15 protein-coding genes and 2 pseudogenes are annotated in these 15902 nt (G+C 41.9%); 3 read left to right on the top strand and 14 right to left on the bottom strand.

Features of this window, described 5'->3' with window-relative positions; all coding sequences use genetic code 11:
* Window positions 1–219: 219 nt before the first annotated feature.
* Window positions 220–444 carry a hypothetical protein gene (locus ETF27_RS08970; RefSeq protein ID WP_130829106.1) on the top strand — a complete coding sequence of 75 codons (225 nt, stop codon included), beginning with the start codon at window positions 220–222 and terminating at the stop codon, window positions 442–444.
* Between the two features lie 29 nt (window positions 445–473).
* Here ETF27_RS08970 and ETF27_RS08965 read toward each other — a convergent pair whose 3' ends face one another.
* The 7 genes from ETF27_RS08965 to ETF27_RS08935 all read right to left on the bottom strand — a co-directional run bounded on the left by ETF27_RS08965 (window position 474) and on the right by ETF27_RS08935 (window position 6033).
* On the bottom strand, window positions 474–1040 hold the full coding sequence (locus tag ETF27_RS08965; protein ID WP_130829108.1) for a metallophosphatase domain-containing protein: 567 nt from the start codon (window positions 1038–1040) through the stop codon (window positions 474–476).
* A gap of 10 nt (window positions 1041–1050) precedes the next feature.
* Window positions 1051–1776: a toxin-antitoxin system protein gene (locus tag ETF27_RS08960; RefSeq protein WP_130829110.1), complete on the bottom strand. Its 726-nt coding sequence runs from the start codon at window positions 1774–1776 to the stop codon at window positions 1051–1053.
* Window positions 1777–1780: 4 nt separating this feature from the next.
* Window positions 1781–2683, bottom strand: coding sequence for a helix-turn-helix transcriptional regulator (locus ETF27_RS08955; protein ID WP_130829112.1), 903 nt, complete (start codon window positions 2681–2683; stop codon window positions 1781–1783).
* 9 nt (window positions 2684–2692) lie between these two features.
* Complete coding sequence (locus ETF27_RS08950) at window positions 2693–3505, bottom strand: hypothetical protein (RefSeq protein ID WP_130829114.1); 813 nt, start codon at window positions 3503–3505, stop codon at window positions 2693–2695.
* Window positions 3506–3589: 84 nt separating this feature from the next.
* Window positions 3590–5011 (bottom strand): hypothetical protein, encoded by a 1422-nt coding sequence (locus ETF27_RS08945; RefSeq protein WP_130829116.1) that lies wholly within the window; start codon window positions 5009–5011, stop codon window positions 3590–3592.
* Between the two features lie 2 nt (window positions 5012–5013).
* Window positions 5014–5670, bottom strand: coding sequence for a hypothetical protein (locus ETF27_RS08940; RefSeq protein WP_130829118.1), 657 nt, complete (start codon window positions 5668–5670; stop codon window positions 5014–5016).
* A 99-nt stretch (window positions 5671–5769) separates the two neighbouring features.
* Window positions 5770–6033 carry a helix-turn-helix domain-containing protein gene (locus tag ETF27_RS08935; protein WP_130829120.1) on the bottom strand — a complete coding sequence of 88 codons (264 nt, stop codon included), beginning with the start codon at window positions 6031–6033 and terminating at the stop codon, window positions 5770–5772.
* Between the two features lie 115 nt (window positions 6034–6148).
* Here ETF27_RS08935 and ETF27_RS08930 point away from each other — a divergent pair.
* Both ETF27_RS08930 and ETF27_RS11760 read left to right on the top strand, forming a co-directional pair.
* Window positions 6149–7033, top strand: a pseudogene (locus ETF27_RS08930) (IS256 family transposase, variant Zn-binding type); the annotation flags it as partial.
* Window positions 7034–7476: 443 nt separating this feature from the next.
* Window positions 7477–7623, top strand: a pseudogene (locus ETF27_RS11760) (IS982 family transposase); the annotation flags it as partial.
* 412 nt (window positions 7624–8035) lie between these two features.
* Here the strand turns inward: ETF27_RS11760 and ETF27_RS08920 are convergent.
* The 7 genes from ETF27_RS08920 to ETF27_RS11360 all read right to left on the bottom strand — a co-directional run.
* On the bottom strand, window positions 8036–8524 hold the full coding sequence (locus tag ETF27_RS08920; RefSeq protein WP_130829124.1) for a dihydrofolate reductase: 489 nt from the start codon (window positions 8522–8524) through the stop codon (window positions 8036–8038).
* Window positions 8525–8564: 40 nt separating this feature from the next.
* On the bottom strand, window positions 8565–9359 hold the full coding sequence (locus ETF27_RS08915) for a thymidylate synthase (protein WP_130829126.1): 795 nt from the start codon (window positions 9357–9359) through the stop codon (window positions 8565–8567).
* A 15-nt stretch (window positions 9360–9374) separates the two neighbouring features.
* A complete protein-coding gene (locus ETF27_RS08910; RefSeq protein ID WP_130829128.1) occupies window positions 9375–10688 on the bottom strand; it encodes a methyltransferase RsmF C-terminal domain-like protein in 1314 nt (437 codons plus the stop codon).
* Between the two features lie 33 nt (window positions 10689–10721).
* Window positions 10722–12773: a PorE family type IX secretion system protein gene (gene porE, locus ETF27_RS08905; RefSeq protein ID WP_130829737.1), complete on the bottom strand. Its 2052-nt coding sequence runs from the start codon at window positions 12771–12773 to the stop codon at window positions 10722–10724.
* A 132-nt stretch (window positions 12774–12905) separates the two neighbouring features.
* On the bottom strand, window positions 12906–14801 hold the full coding sequence (locus ETF27_RS08900; RefSeq protein WP_130829130.1) for a DNA topoisomerase 3: 1896 nt from the start codon (window positions 14799–14801) through the stop codon (window positions 12906–12908).
* Between the two features lie 2 nt (window positions 14802–14803).
* Window positions 14804–15775 carry a DMT family transporter gene (locus ETF27_RS08895; protein ID WP_130829132.1) on the bottom strand — a complete coding sequence of 324 codons (972 nt, stop codon included), beginning with the start codon at window positions 15773–15775 and terminating at the stop codon, window positions 14804–14806.
* Window positions 15699–15902, bottom strand: a 204-nt coding sequence (locus ETF27_RS11360; RefSeq protein ID WP_205012818.1) for a hypothetical protein, incomplete at its 5' end; no start/stop codon positions are given. The genes ETF27_RS08895 and ETF27_RS11360, both read right to left, overlap by 77 nt.

Here is a 15902-nt window from a genome sequence, read left to right as displayed (position 1 = left end):
GCTGTCATCCGAACTATTGTGTCTCAATGAGTTGGAATGAGGATTTCTATGTTTAGCGGACAGTAATAATTTGGAAGTAGCAAGGTACTTGTTGCGCGTTGCTTTCTTCCGAGTCATTATCCAGCCTTACACCCTGTTCATAGGAAAAACAGTGAGGCACTCTATTGTGCATTACAAGATTCGGGATGGAACAAATTCTATGAAGACGGAGTATCGCTTATGCCTTTACGATTGGCAGAAGAACTGGATAAAGAATCTTTTGAGTCTTACATTGGTATGGATTGCCCACCACCCAACTGGAATGAAGGACTTGACCGAGAACTGACCAAAGACCTGCACCTCATTCATCAGTTTAATCATTTGTTTGAATACACCAATTTTGCCCTGACAGATTTTATCTATTGCCGTGATTTTGAACCGCAAATAGAGATTATGTTAGGATAAAACTTTGCGGTTTGGCACAGCAGCGTAGATTACAACTCAATAAATCGTGGCGCATGGTACAGCTGATACTGATTATCCAAAACAGATCCATTTGAAAAGATGGTCGCTCCCATCTGTGCCATGCCATACGACTCGTGGGCATGTCCGAACAGGTGATATTGTGGTTTTACTTCCACCACTTGGTTACGTAGAGATAGATTGCCCCAATGCCTACCGCTTGATTTATCTAATATCATCAAGGGGGGCTCATGCGTGATAAGTATATCTACATCTGTGGGGATGAGACTTTCTTGATGGTTATAACCTAAGCCAAAGAATTTCACATCGTCAATCTCACAACCTCTGTCTTGCAGAAAATAAACGTTACGGGGCAAATCTTCGATATTCTCGGCATCCCACAAGCAAAGGTCGTGATTGCCCGTAACAAAAAGTTTATTGGGATAAGGAAGTTCGATAAACCAATTCAAGAAATCGAGTACTTCCTGTTCTGTGCCCATGTCCGTAAAGTCGCCGCAATGCACCAAGACGTCAGCTGTGGGCAAATCTGCCAGCAACTGATGTCGGTTGTGGGTATCAGAGATTTGGAGGATTGTCATTTCTACGGTCTTAAGAATGAGTGGTACCATATACTGGCTCTATATCGAAGCCCGCAATATACTCCACATGAGGATTACCGAAGTTATGGCTTATCTGCCATTTAACTTCTACAGAGTCTGGAAGTTGGTCAAAGAAGGAAGCTAATGCGTCCATATCTTCTTTTGCATTGTCTATTTCGTTGCTTTGTAACTCCAGACCAAGCATTAGGATGTGGATATTCTTATGGGGTATGGCATCAATGGACTCCTTTATCGCACCCGCTTTCCCAGTTGCAATAAATGTTGCAGTACGCATGCAGATTTTAAAATCGCCGAAGTCCATACTGATTAGTCCTATAGTCTCAATGAAATGCTTGAAGAACAGCAGATAATGCAGTATGTTCTCTTGTAAGGTACAATAACGAGTGGTAAGAATATTGTAGAATTCCCATCTCTTCTTAAACATCTTGTACTGATGGCTTGCATGCAGGTCAAGAATAAAGATATGTTTAACCATATCTTCATATTGTCTGATAAAGGCATCAATCTCAGCGGCATATACTTCCGCATCATCGGTAAAGACGAAAATTGCAATGCAAGTTTTAGAGCGCAGGTCATCAACGCTCCAATGGGTTATGTCTTTATAAGGCTGGTCTATGCTACTTAAAATTCCGGTGGCCTTGTCACCAAAGCAGTGATAGGCAGAGAAACTCTCTGTGAGACTCTCAAAGTTAAATTGTTGGAGTGATTTTTCCATATCTTTATTTGTAAAGTTCAGCCATCTCTTCTATGCGCTGCTTCATAAGCTGACGAAGGCTGTTGGGGTGAATAACTTCCACATCAGGACCATGTGATAACAGTTCCTGAATAAAGTCGTAGGTAGGTTTGAGATAGTATTCAAATACGGTGCAGTCTTCTGTACTCTCAATCTCCCATTGCGAAGAATGCAATGGAAGCGAACGGAAATACTTTGCCTGGTTGTTATAGACATTGATTTCTATGCGCTCCACCTTTTCCTCTTTCCCTATCACAATACCGTATGCGGTCGCATACATTTCCTCCGCATCAAAGTCCTTGGGCATTTTGAACTTTTGATTGGAAACATGTAAATCCTGTATGCGATCGAGAGCGTATGTGCGCAGTTCCTCATGGGCAGACGGTCGGGCTGTGAGATACCATCGCTGCTTGAACACCTTTACGAAATAAGGCTCAAGGGTAATAACCTGTGCTTCCTCTTTCCAAAAGCTCTGATAATTGATGGTGAGGCATTTCCCTTCGCGCATGGCTTGGATAATCTCTGTGAGATATTCATAGCCAGAGGGAATATGCTCACAGAGAATACGGGCACGCAGGTCTTTGCCTTGCAGGAGCATATTACCCACGGCAAAACTATTGAGCAACCACTCCTGTATTGCAGGGCGGTTTATTTCATTTCGCGACTTGATGAAATAACGTTTGTTCTGCTTGTCATACTCTATATCAATGCCAAACTGCAAGCCTATTTGGTTTCGGTGTTCCCACCATGTCTTGCGGACAATGTCTTTGTCATCATATAGATAACAGTCCCTCCACTGCTCGTTGAGTTCTTCCAACGAAAGTCCATGCCTAGCCTTTGCGAGCGCATCGACTTCCCAGATGTATCTTGCTATCAGATTTGCTGCCATGAAAAACAATTATTGCAGTCCTTGTATCTTGTTGAAGTTTGTGGCAATGTCGTCAAGAATGGCATTGTAGTGATTCCATCTTTCTACATCATTAAGACCATGCCCCGCAACGGTTATTGCGCCAGGGTGATGGGTCTTATACGCTAATGGAACTTCTTCCAATTCCAGTTTAACCACGTCATCCATAGAGATACTACCAACAGATGAAGTGGACTGGATATGAAAGTTCTCATGGATATACCTATCATACGGCTCGCCAAACCCTGTGAGGAATATAACAACATCAGGCTTGAGCAATTCTATCTCTTGTGGAATGACATGGAAATAGTCTAACTCGCATTGATGAATTTTCGGATCATCCACCTTGCGGCTTCTTCCTTCCATTATTGAGAGTTTTGAGATTTCATTCCACAGGAAAGCGGGTCTCTTTCTTGGATATGCCTTCTTTAAACGTTCATTTATCCCATCCATCAAACCATTGAAACCGGTGCGAAAGAATGGGCTTTTCGATAGTTTGCTATTACCGTCAGTTAGGAAAAATGTATCACGATAGTTTTCTGAATAGAAAACCTCATAGGCTTCTACCAAATCATCCGAACCGAGTTTAGCCCCATCCTTAAGTTTAGGCCACCCCCATTCGTGAACTTCCTTGCCGAATACCATAACTTTCAGATCGGCTTGTGTGTACCATGTTTCATCTCCTACGGACACTTTGCCTTCTTTTTCCCGATTAAGTCCTAAAAGGAATGGTGGCTGTACTTTGTCTATTAGTCCGTCACTCTTCAAATGTGCAATCAACTCATTAAAATGTGGTTGATACATATTGCTTAGTTGCTCATTTAACCTCATAATATAGTTATTTTAGGTTTAACATTACAAATATAGGTAATTATTTGTTACCAACCTTTATTTTGCTTGATTATTTCCCCAGTAAATACTTAAAGGGTCATCACTCAATCCATAATTCTCCATTTCGTCTTTATTCTCCGTCATCGCCAGTAAGCTCATTGCTGCAAAATAGGCATTGGTACGAGAAGGATATATCATGAATGGTTGACGGTTGGCTGCATCTTTCAATGGGGTACCCAGTGTGATGCTCCACGAATAATTCCAGATATAAGTCTCTTCTTCGCAATCTTCATATTCGATAAGTCTTCCGTTCTTCTCACGCTTCCAACGGCATATATAGAGGTAATCTTCCAAAGATTCAAGATAACTATTGGGGTACGGACAATGTTTAGGAATCTTTGTACATAAGATTTTATACATCTTATAAAGCCTTCTGAAATACTCCTTATTGAAAGCCCTATCCTCCTCTTCAACTAAAATGGCTTTCCTTACTTCCGTCCAATTGCTGCTTCGCAGATAGTAGAACACAGTTGGATGTACGGTTTCCATTCTCTTTATATCAATGGTTGGAACAATTTTGCCCATGTTCAACCTTACGTTTTCTTCAAGCTGCGTCTTCTTTGGCAAGTCTGTCCAGCCGTCCATAGCAAGATAGCGCAGCGGGAGGTATTTTTCCGTAACCAGTCGCAAAGAAGGATTCTCGGATATATCAAGAGCTACGAGTCGGTGCATACCACGAATATTCAATCTTTTCGTTTTCGTATTCCTGATATTCAAGTATTTCAGACCGCAAAGCCCTTTTGGACTGATGCTTGCCCATTGGTTCGTGCAGTGCAGATACTCCAATCCCTTGCATGCTTCGAGGTTCATTTTTGTAACGGAGAAAGCAGTCTCTATTTCAATCCCCGTGATGACATTCTCCTCGTCTGAACTTATTGCAATCTCATGTTTGCCGAACTTGCTGTATTGATGATCCAGTTGGTTCCAACCATTCACTTTCCATTTGATGACTTCCGTATTGGCATTGTGCCCGTTATCCCACACGATAGTAAGTGTAGCGTTCATCAGCACTTTTAATCGTAACGAAAATTTCCCACTACAATTCATTGTAATAGTTATTTTGTCGTTCCCTTCGGGATTCATGCGTTTTTTCAAGTTGCGATAGGAAATTTCCAGACGATGTGGAAGCAAAGATTTGGCTTCATCTTCCTTTCTATAGTTTCTTTCCCACGAAGTAGGACTAAGCACTTTCCAATCAAGTACCTTGCGATACCATTCCATGGCTTTTCCATAGTCTCCCATCTTCTCACAGACTCGCCCAGCCTTATAGCCTGCCTCCATCGTAAATCGCTCGTAACAATAGTTATACCAGCTAAGAGCCTGTGCAAGATTAGGAGCTGTACCCAGCCCATATTCATATAACTCTGCAAGCAAGAGGGCTGCTTTTAGATCACCAGGGCTTATAACTGGTTGTGTCATATCTATATGAATAAGGAGAGAATCTTAAAAGCCTCTTTATGCTTTCCACTCCTTATATATTGAGAAGCACGGAGAGTTGCTATATTCAAATCTTTTTTAGTGAAAATACGATAGTGCGCAATTTCATCAAGCAAGGGACTGTTGTATATACTAAGATAGTGGTAGAACATAGTACTAATATACAACTGCTTGCTCAAAGTCTCTGATTCCTGCTTATAGTTAAGTGTGCCACGGTCTGGGCGAATTTTACCAGAATAATCCGTATCTATCAGATTCTTGAACCACCCATAATTCATCATCTTCTGAAAACTCTTCCCCTTGAACTTGCCGCAGACAACATTGGGAAGGCTCTCTTGTATAGTTATGTCTAATAATATATCTGACGCTCTATCAAAACCAAGTTGAATAAGTTCCTCCATAGCCTTGTATATCTTCTCCTTATCGGTCATACTACACTCCGGCTTCATGCAATGCTGCCTTATTGAATGACCAAGGCGATTGGTTTGATTACTTTTCGCAAAATACGAGCATGATAAATCGTCTTTCTCACCCATAACATTCATAGCATGATCCTTGTACTTCGCTAATGCGTCATCTAAATCAGCAATGTCTTCATAAGGAGTGCATAATATCCTTTTCATTAATTTCGTATCTACCATCTTTCCTATGTTTTTTGCAAAGATAGTCGTCAGGTGGGCAAAATTGTGTAACACTTAAATAGGGAGTTTATTCTTTTCTTTAATTCTTGCATATTTGAATCAGAAATGTCTATAATGCTCTTTCAAAATTTCCTCCAAATCTGAAGCCTTATAGAGTATCTTCCCTGCGAACTGTGTGTAGGGAATAATCCCCCTGTCGCGATAGTCCTGCAAGGTGCGCTTGCTGATGTTGAGCAACCTGCACACGTCACCGTTGTGCAACCAATTGGTGTGCCTGCTCTGTTCACCTAAAGCCTTGTGGCAGGTCTCGGCAAGGCTGAGTATCTCATTCCTCAACTTTGCCCAATTTGAATCCGTAATAATAAAATATCGGCGTAATGGACATTTGGTAGGCTGAAAAGCTCCAGATGTCCTTTATTTATTACCTTTGTGCCATTTGAAAACCTATGAATAAAAAACATGTGTATTCTGTGGCAGCTCAAATGTTAAAAAGAACGGTCATCGTCGGGGGCTGCAAATGTATTTTTGCGGTGATTGCAAGAAGCAATTTCAAGGCGGTCGCCGCATTGACAGTACAACATTATGGCAAAGCTATCTGACAGAGAAACGAACCGTCAAAGAACTATCAGTTATGCATAAATGTTCGGAGAGAACAATACGCAGGAAACTGAAGTTGGTAGCAGAGAGTTTTACCCCTTCCTTTCCTAAGGAAGCAACTGTCATAATTGATACAACATATTTCTCCAGAACATTTGGTGTAATGTTATTCCAAGATGCAACTTCGAGAAAGCTCCTTTATCGCAAATTTGTTAAAAATGAAACCAACAAGGAGTATCTCTCAGGACTTGAAGATATAAAAGATAGAGGAACAAAGATAGTGGCGGTAGTCTGTGATGGACACACAGGGCTTTTACAGGCTATAACCTCCTGCCCGGTACAAATGTGCCAGTTTCATCAATTGCAAATCATCAGAAGGCTTCTGACAAATAGCCCTCATTTGCCTGCAAGCATAGAGTTGCTGGCATTGGCAAGGAAGATGTTTACCATCGGAAAGGAGCAGTTCTTAATGGAATTTGGTAAATGATGTGCCTAGTGGGAGGATTTTCTGAATGAAAGAACGACTCTTATTTCAGGCAAGACCACTTATACACACAGACGACTTAGGACTGCCAAGAGGTCTTTAAGAACACATCTCAAGTGGCTCTTTACATATGAAGAACATACGGAGGTAAACATACCGAATACAACCAATATGTTGGAAGGCTACAACTCACAACTTAAAAGAGCTTTACTGAACCATAACGGATTAAGCGATACCAACAAAAAGAAGTTTATTGATGAATTTCTGAATATAACAAAGTAGGCTGGAAATTGCCAGCCTACCATTTGTCCATTACAAACATCTGGAGCTTTTTCAGCCTACCAAATGTCCATTACGCCCATATTTGGAAGGTCGTTGAAAACGAGCCTCCCTATATGGGAGAAATTCAATAATGTCCTAATTATTCTTCATACATCCATCCAATGCTTACCTTTCACTTTCCAAAAGCTTATCTTTTACACTGCAAAAGGTCATGAATCGGGATGCAAAAGCTAAGCTTTTAAATCGCAATTAGTATCATACTGATTATCAATAGATTACGAATTGTTTCTTCGGGGTGGTTTTTGTAATATAATTTTTCAGTGTTTTGATAAAAGGACTAATATGTGTTAATTAAAATATAGCACTTTTGCAACATTCTATAAATCAATTATATTTGCTACGCGAGTTCGGGATAAGAAAAATTCTTAAAAAGTTGGTAATAGGCTGACCATATACATTCACGGCATCGATCAATACATAATTTCATCATGAACTTGTGTTCTGCTCTTACAGCCTATTGTTTCTTTGACAATAAGCCGGAGGCACTGCCGGTACACGTAGAGAAATCAAGGCAATTGGAACTTTTCTAAAGATTTTCTTATCCCGAACTCGCGTACTTTTTGGTAAAAACGATAGTACTTTTTTTGGAGGTCAGTCGTAAAACCCGGTTGCATCCCCTCTCATGCAAATAAATTCATGGATATTTGTTATCTTTGCATCATGAATGGCGAGCAATTGTTGCGTTGTGTCTTTCCGGAAATACTCGCAGATTATTTTGATGAGACAGCTATCCGGGAGATCATTTCCCGGATAGACTTCCGGTTGGATGAGCGCAACTTTATTTATGAACTTTTTCTTATCCCGAACCGGGGTCGTTTATGCCGGTTTTTGTATCTTTGCATGGTAAAAATCTTGCAAATCAACAATACATAATTCTCCATCCAATGTACAAACTTACCAATCTGATAAACCGGATGAGCACAGAGGGAAATTATTGGAAAATTATTTTCTTCGCACATAATCTACGAAAACGTATGGCGGATTGTTTTCTGTTTCAGGGTGCTCTTCTTGCTTTTCTATCTCCCATGATCCATCATTATATTCAGGAAAGAATACGTCGGCATGATCCGGAATGGCATTAATTTCGGTTAAATAGAGTCGGTCTGCGATTGCCAGCCCTTCTTTATACACACTTGCGCCTCCTATAATAAAAGCTTGTTCACCATTATTTATATGCTTTAAAGCCTCATCGAGCGATTCATATACATCACAACCGGGAAAATTTTTCCGACTTCTGCTAAGCACTATGTTTCGTCTATGGGGCAACGCTCCCTTTGGAAGCGATTCAAAAGTACGACGTCCCATGATTACGGTGTTTCCCGTTGTGAGTTGCTTAAATCTACGCAAGTCTTCTCTGATAAAGTAAACCATATCGTTGTGGTAGCCTATGGCGCGATTCTTCGCTACGGCAGCTATAATGTTTATTTGCATTGCAGGATTTTTGATTAGAAAAAATAATTGAAAAAAGTTTTTATACGGAAACTTCTGCTGAGATATGGGGATAGGGGTGATAATCCGTCAATTCAAAGTCCTCATATTTGAAGTCAAATATGCTTTTTACATCGGGGTTGATGCGCATTTTGGGAAGTGGTCGGGGTTGGCGCATCAGTTGCAGTTTTGCCTGTTCCAAATGGTTCAGATACAGATGTGTGTCGCCCGTCGTATGGATAAACTCGCCTGCTTTCAGTCCCGTTACCTGAGCCATCATCGCCAACAATAAGGCATAAGACGCGATATTAAATGGAATTCCCAAAAAGGTGTCTGCTGAACGTTGATAAAGTTGAAGCGAGAGTCTTCCGTTTGCGACATAAAATTGAAAAAGACAATGGCACGGAGGGAGTGCCATCCGATCAACTTCAGCCGGATTCCAAGCCGTAACGAGCATTCGTCTTGAACTTGGATTGTGCCTGATGGCATACTCCACATTTTTAATTTGGTCTATCGTTCCACCTTTATCATCCGACCATGAACGCCACTGATGCCCATAAACCGGTCCCAAGTCACCATTTTCGTCAGCCCATTCGTTCCAAATTTTTACTCCATGTTCTTGCAAATATCTAACATTGGTATCACCTCTCAAGAACCAAAGCAGTTCATATATGATACTTTTTAGGTGCAATTTCTTGGTTGTCAGCAGTGGAAAGCCTTCGTTTAGGTCGAAACGCATCTGATTACCAAAGACCGAGAGCGTCCCCGTTCCGGTGCGATCGTCTTTCTGAACACCTTCGGTCATGATGCGATTGAGAAGATTTAAATATTGTTTCATGATTTATATTGAGAATTAAAGAGAAATGTCAATTATGTTGGGCTCATCCGGGATATGACCGCTCTTAATGCGCCATTCATGCGGATAAAGGTTATTGGCACGATTGCCAAGATTTTTGGCAAAGCCGATGGCATGACCTTTATAAGTAAGAGTTACAATCCCCCGTACCACATCTTGCGGAAGCACAATGGCTTCGCGCCGAAGGTAGCTGACAGCGGTAGTATAATCCACGTCCACAACGGGAAACATATTCTTATCTGTGGCGATGGATAGCGCACTACTGTGATCGGGTATTATCATATTCCCTTTTTCTACACCATCTTTCGCACCACATGAAAGTACTTTCAACTTCTTCTTCGCATAAGGTATCAAGTCTTCTGCTGAAATCGCCCATCGGTGATCTTTTCTTTCGCACTCACCTTTCTTTCTTATCACAGCCATAAACAGCCCCTCTCCCTTTGAAATACCGGGAATAAACCTATAAATGGGGAAATCATGTGTGCCGGTTGCTTGTGGGTCAAGGAGCGACCCGGTAACTTCCCAATCACTTTCCACCGGAATGTCAATGAGACGTGCATCGTATTCATTGAGAATCCAAGCGATATTTTCTTCATTTTCGTGCGCGTTGAAAGTACAGGTGGAAAACACGAGTATGCCTCCGGGTGTCAGGTTATCCCATATATCCGCTATGATTTCACGCTGAAGTCTCGCACAATGTTCCACATTTCTCAAGTTCCATTCTTCAACAGCTTTCGGATCTTTACGAAACATCCCCTCGCCGGAACATGGAACATCAGCGAGGATTACATCGAAAGTCAGTTTTGTTTTTTTGTAATCTCGCGGATAGTTGTTAGTCACCACTACATCCGGATGGCCAAACTTCTGTATATTCTCTGCGAGTATTTGCGCGCGTTTGCCCAACGGTTCGTTGGAGAACAACACACTGCCTTCCGGAATTACCGCACGGGCACAAGTGGATTTTCCACCGGGTGCAGCACAAAGATCGAGCATGGTAACAGGATGCTTGACAAGATGTCTAAGTACATGGGCAAGAAACATGGATGAGGCTTCTTGTACGTAATAAGTCCCCGCATGAAACATCGGATCGAATGTGAAGTTGGGGCGTTTGTCCAAATAAAATCCTTCCTTGCACCACGGAATTTGTTGCGGGTCATATGAAGCCGATACACGTTCATTTGCTCCAAGCTTAAAGGGGTTGAGTCGAATACTTACCGGAGCTTCTTGTTCCAAACTTTGCAGAAAGAGTTGGTAACGAGTGTCGCCGAACAATCTTCGGGTGTAGTTTTCAAAATCCTTAGGTAGGTTCATCTTATTCGTACTGGTTTATGACCGCAAGGCAATTTACTCTATATCAAAATAAACACTTTCATCATCATCCAACGTCTCTTTCTTTCGAGGTTTGGGCGAAGTTTTCAATTTGCCATTCTCATCAAACATACCGTATGTGGTTCGTAACACTTTGAATTCGGTACGACGATTGAGTTGGTTGGCAACTTCCTGTTTATCTTTATCAAGCTTCTTGATAAATTCTTCGGTCAGCACATCGTTTTCTTTCAACCATAGATACTTCTCTGTGGTCTTGCGACGGACAACTCTTGGCTTATCTTCACCATATCCGACAGGCGACAATCGGTCTTTGGCAATGCCGTGTTCCGTCAAATAAGCCACAACTGCATCGGCGCGTCGCTGTGAGAGTAGCTTGTTGTATTCATCAGAACCTTTGTAATCGGTATGGGCTGACAACTCAATGGTGACGTTTGGATTCTCATTGAGCAGGTTAATAAGAGTATTCAGAGCTACTTTTGACTCCGGACGCAGCGTTGCCTTATCGAAATCGTAAAATATATTATCAATGAGCACCGGTACTTTTATGTTTGCCAATGGAAATTGTAACACATATTCTTTTGATTCCTCAACCGGTTCTACTTTCAACTCTTCCTTATGATTGAGAAAGCCTTGACATGTGGCAAGGATGATATAATTCACTCCGGGACGAATTTCCTGTTCAAACGAGCCATCTCCCTTTACGGAGAGTTTAATATTTGTACCATCATCGCCCACCATAAATACTTGAGCTGCAGGTAATTCGTAACCATCCATCTCATATACCCAACCCTTAACAGTTTGTATCACTTCCGGAAGTTCAAAACTATAAATATGATCCCAGCCACGGGCATCGCCTCGATTAGAAGAGAAAAAACCACGATTATGCAAACCTTCAAAAGTCATCCCAAAGTCGTCACCTTGCGAGTTTAGAGGGTATCCCGGATGTTCAAGATGGTAACGATGGTCTGTTCCCACTTTGGCAATGAATATATCCAACCCACCTAATCCTCCGTGCCCATTGGATGAGAAATATAAATCTCCATTGGGACGAAAAGTGGGAAACATCTCATCACTGGGAGTGTTGATAGGTTCGCCCAAGTTCTCCACTCCCCCCGTAGTGCCGCCCATCAAACGTACTCTCCAAATATCCAATCCACCTTTTCCTCCGGGCATATCACTAACAAAATAGAGCCATTTTCCATCCGGCGAGAGAGCCGGATGAGCAAAACTTGATAACGTGTCGCGACTGATTTCCAGCTTTGTGGCTTTCCCCCAAGTGGCATCCGACCTACTACTAACGGCAATTTGAGCATAACGAGGATAAGTCGCATCTGTGAGGCACTGGGTAATGTACATCTCCCTACCATCTACGGAAAAAGCAGGCGTCCCCTCATCGGCTTCAGTGTTCAGCCCGCTCTCAATAGATTGCGGTTGCGTCCATTTTCCTTTATCGTCTTTCTCGCTGAAGAAAATATCGCCCGGTTTAACACCTGTAATCCCACTTAGCTCATCACCCTGCGCGGTATTACGCGTTGATGTGAAATAAAGTTTTTCATGCTGGTCGCCATAGAACATGGGAGAATAGTCTTGCCGACGCGAATTGAAGATAGTCATCTTTTTCACTTGATAATAAGAGCCATGTTCCTTGACGCTCGGTGCTGCATTGGCAGCATTTTTCCCAATGGCAGCTTTCGCGTTATCCGGCATAGAATCCAATACTAGTTGATATTCTTTCGCCGCATCAGCATAAGAACCGGTTTTCATTAGATTCTCCGCCAATTTCAAATGCGTGTCCGGATTGTCTTGCTTATACCTTGTAACATTCCTATAAGCCGCAATCGCTCGTTGCGAGGAACTTATTCTATCGTAACAATATGCCATTTTCTTTGCTAATTGTCCGCGTTGTTCCCTGTCTTTTGCGGGCGTGCGCTGATAAGCACGCTTAAATTGACTTGCTGCATCATAATACTCGCCCACAGAAAGGAATTTCTCTCCTTTCTTGATGTTACGGTCTATGCCACAACCACAGATGAAAACAACAATAAGAAATAAACATACTGTTCCCATAGTCTGCTTGATGGTTATGCCATGGAATGCCGTATGAATGTATGTTGATATAGGTTGGCTCATACTTTTATTAACGCAAGCAAAACTTGAATATTGCAACAACTATCATGCGATACATAGAGTTCTGAAGATTTATACTCCTATTTTTCGGTTGGAATTGTCTGACAGAACATCATTCACAATATTTGTGATCTGTTCTTTTAACTCATTGATGAACCGTCCCGCATCATATTTCCTATGTTCTATGTCGCGTAGTTTCTTTTCCCAAATACCGGTTAGTTCGGCAGAGGTAAGCAATTTCTCATGAATGGTATCTATGAGTGCAATTCCCGTTGCTGTTGCCTCCAGGTTTTTCTTCTGCCGCCGAATGTAATGACGCTTAAAGAGAGTCTCAATGATTCCGGCTCGCGAGGAAGGACGCCCAATTCCATTTTCTTTTAACGCCATGCGCAATGCTTCGTCTTCCACCGTTTGTCCTGCTGTTTCCATTGCCCTAAGCAATGAAGCCTCTGTGTAATGTCTCGGCGGTTGGGTTTTCTTTTCCGTCAATGTAGGTTTGTGGGTACCTGTCTCGCCTTTTATGAAAGTAGGTAATATCACTTCACCCTTTTCTCCTCGCTTCTTATCGGGGAGAGCATTTTGTTCAGCTATCAATGGCATCGTACCTGTCTCGCCATTGGATGGTTTCTCATCCTCGTCTCCATTTATTCCATACACAACACGCCAACCGTAATCCAGAATTTCCTTTCCGGTAGCTTTGAATTCTATTTTATCAACCTCTCCCAAAACAGTCGTTGTGGAAAACCTACAATCGGGATAAAACACCGAGATAAAACGGCGGACAATGAGGTCGAACACGTTTCGCTCGGCATCGGTTAATCCCTTTGGCACAACACCCGTAGGAATGATGGCATGGTGATCGGTTACTTTTGAAGAATCGAACACTCGCTTCGACTTTGAAAGCTGTTTCTCTGCAAGTTTTTTCACGAGTTCGCCATAAGGCTTCGCACCGGCAAATGTGATTTGATAGATTCCATTCATTATCTGCGGACATTGATTGTACACGTCATCAGTAAGGAATTGAGTATCAACGCGCGGATAAGTGGTGAATTTTCGTTCGTATAAACTTTGGATAGTGTTGAGCGTCATCTCGGCAGAATACCCGAATTTGCGATTACAATCCACCTGAAGTGAAGTCAAATCGTATAGTTGTTTCGGCTGTTCCGTTCCTTTCTTTTTCATCACGCTCATAATGACAAAGGGCTTTCCGTCTATTTTTGAAAAGGCTTCAAAACCTTTATCTTTCGTTGTAAACCTCCCTTTTGTCGCCGTAAATTGTGTATTGCGGTATATAGTTGCCAACACCCAATAAGGTTCCGGTTTGAAATTATCAATCTCCTTCTGTCGTTTTACAATCAGTGCCAAGGTAGGAGTTTGTACGCGTCCGATTGAAAGTACTTGGGCATTTCGTCCAAAGCCATTATTTCCATATTTCAATGTGTACAAGCGAGTGGCATTCATTCCTAAAAGCCAATCACCGATGGCGCGCGAAAGTCCGGCAAGATAAAGAAGTTCATAGTATTTTTGGTCTTTCAGGTTTGCAAATCCTTGTTTTATTGCTTCATCTGTCATGGAAGATATCCATAAACGCTTAACCGGACAGTTCACTTTCGCTTTCTGCATGACCCATCGCTGTATCAGCTCACCTTCCTGACCGGCATCACCACAATTAATAATTTCATCCGCGTTTCGATATAGTTTCTCTATAACAGCAAACTGCCTTTTCACTCCTTCATCCTCAATCAGTTTTATTCCAAACCGATGAGGAATCATGGGAAGCGCGGCAAGACTCCAATATTTCCAATTCGGAAAGTAATCATTGGGTTCTTTCAGCTCACAAAGATGTCCGAAGGTCCAAGTTACTTGATAGCCATTGCCTTCCATATAGCCTTCCTTTGAGCTTACGGCTCCCAAGATTCTCGCGATGTCTCGTGCCACACTCGGTTTTTCCGCAATGCAAACTTTCATTTCTATTTCTTGTTATGATTGGATAGGTCTTGCAAAGTTAGCGATTTTTTCTCTTTTTCGCAAACGGATGTTTCTATTTCCATATCTTTACGCGATTTAGATTTTATCACCAGCCACACCCCGATAAACACCAAAATGACGGCAGACCCTTGATAAAGCGTAAAGACAGCAATGCCCGTAAAAACAGAAACCAAGACCGCAACAATAGGTTGAACGTAATTGTAAACGCCTACTATCGTTGGACGAAGACAGTGTTGTCCCAACATCATCAACAGATAGCTGACGAAAGTCCCAAAGAAAACAATATAAAACGTCTCCATCCACGTCTTACTCGAGATAAGTGCAAAATCGTGAGCCAACAAATCATCCATTGCGAAAGGCAGCACATAAAGTGAAGCCCAAAGAAACATCCAACGATTTATCGTGAATACCGAATAACGTTTGATTAATCTATTAAATAAGGAGAGATAGAGTGCAAAACTCAGTTGAGCCCCTAACACCATAAGATCGCCACGCACATCACCCACCTTGGCATCAATGGCATTCATGCTCGTCAAAATCAGGATTACGGCTCCCGTGCAACCCATTATAACCCCTCCGGCTTTTTTCCATGTAATGGGCTCACGCAAGATGAAAAAAGCCAAAATCATGGCAAAAATCGGCATACTCGTTGTTATGACGCTGGCATTGATGGGAGATGTATAACTCAAGCCTATCGTAAAAAGACATTGATTGCAGGTTACGCCAAACAGTGCCGCAGCGGCGAAAAGAAAAATATCTTTTATTGGAACTCGCTCATACTTAACAAACAACAAACTTATCCAAAATAACATCGCGGCTCCGGATACCCGAAATGCCACCATCTCCAAACCACTGATACCATTTGTCATGGCATCTTTACCTATGGGGGACATCAAGCCCCAAATCACTTCGGCACCCAGCATCGACAAGTGAGCCTTTAATATAGCATTCATAACCTTTTGCTTTTCTTCTTTCAACTTTTGCCTGCAAAGGTACATAAATATACGCGAGTTCGGGATAAGAAAAGCACTTAAAAAGTTGGTAATCTCGCTTATTATTTGTACCTTTATAGGTGAAAAT

The organism is Prevotella brunnea (genome assembly GCF_008016795.1).
Taxonomy (GTDB): Bacteria; Bacteroidota; Bacteroidia; order Bacteroidales; family Bacteroidaceae; genus Prevotella; species Prevotella brunnea.
The sequence above is the reverse complement of the archived record's forward strand: the minus strand, read 5'-3'. Positions and strand labels throughout refer to the sequence as shown.

Excerpts from the sequence above, each read along its gene's own strand:
- ETF27_RS08970 (WP_130829106.1), top strand. The coding sequence starts at position 220 with ATGCCTTTACGATTGGCAGAAGAACTGGATAAAGAATCTTTTGAGTCT.
- ETF27_RS08965 (WP_130829108.1), bottom strand. The coding sequence starts at position 1,040 with ATGACAATCCTCCAAATCTCTGATACCCACAACCGACATCAGTTGCTG.
- ETF27_RS08960 (WP_130829110.1), bottom strand. The coding sequence starts at position 1,776 with ATGGAAAAATCACTCCAACAATTTAACTTTGAGAGTCTCACAGAGAGT.
- ETF27_RS08955 (WP_130829112.1), bottom strand. The coding sequence starts at position 2,683 with ATGGCAGCAAATCTGATAGCAAGATACATCTGGGAAGTCGATGCGCTC.
- ETF27_RS08950 (WP_130829114.1), bottom strand. The coding sequence starts at position 3,505 with ATGTATCAACCACATTTTAATGAGTTGATTGCACATTTGAAGAGTGAC.
- ETF27_RS08945 (WP_130829116.1), bottom strand. The coding sequence starts at position 5,011 with ATGACACAACCAGTTATAAGCCCTGGTGATCTAAAAGCAGCCCTCTTG.
- ETF27_RS08940 (WP_130829118.1), bottom strand. The coding sequence starts at position 5,670 with ATGGTAGATACGAAATTAATGAAAAGGATATTATGCACTCCTTATGAA.
- ETF27_RS08920 (WP_130829124.1), bottom strand. The coding sequence starts at position 8,524 with ATGCAAATAAACATTATAGCTGCCGTAGCGAAGAATCGCGCCATAGGC.
- ETF27_RS08915 (WP_130829126.1), bottom strand. The coding sequence starts at position 9,359 with ATGAAACAATATTTAAATCTTCTCAATCGCATCATGACCGAAGGTGTT.
- ETF27_RS08910 (WP_130829128.1), bottom strand. The coding sequence starts at position 10,688 with ATGAACCTACCTAAGGATTTTGAAAACTACACCCGAAGATTGTTCGGC.
- porE (WP_130829737.1), bottom strand. The coding sequence starts at position 12,773 with ATGGGAACAGTATGTTTATTTCTTATTGTTGTTTTCATCTGTGGTTGT.
- ETF27_RS08900 (WP_130829130.1), bottom strand. The coding sequence starts at position 14,801 with ATGAAAGTTTGCATTGCGGAAAAACCGAGTGTGGCACGAGACATCGCG.
- ETF27_RS08895 (WP_130829132.1), bottom strand. The coding sequence starts at position 15,775 with ATGAATGCTATATTAAAGGCTCACTTGTCGATGCTGGGTGCCGAAGTG.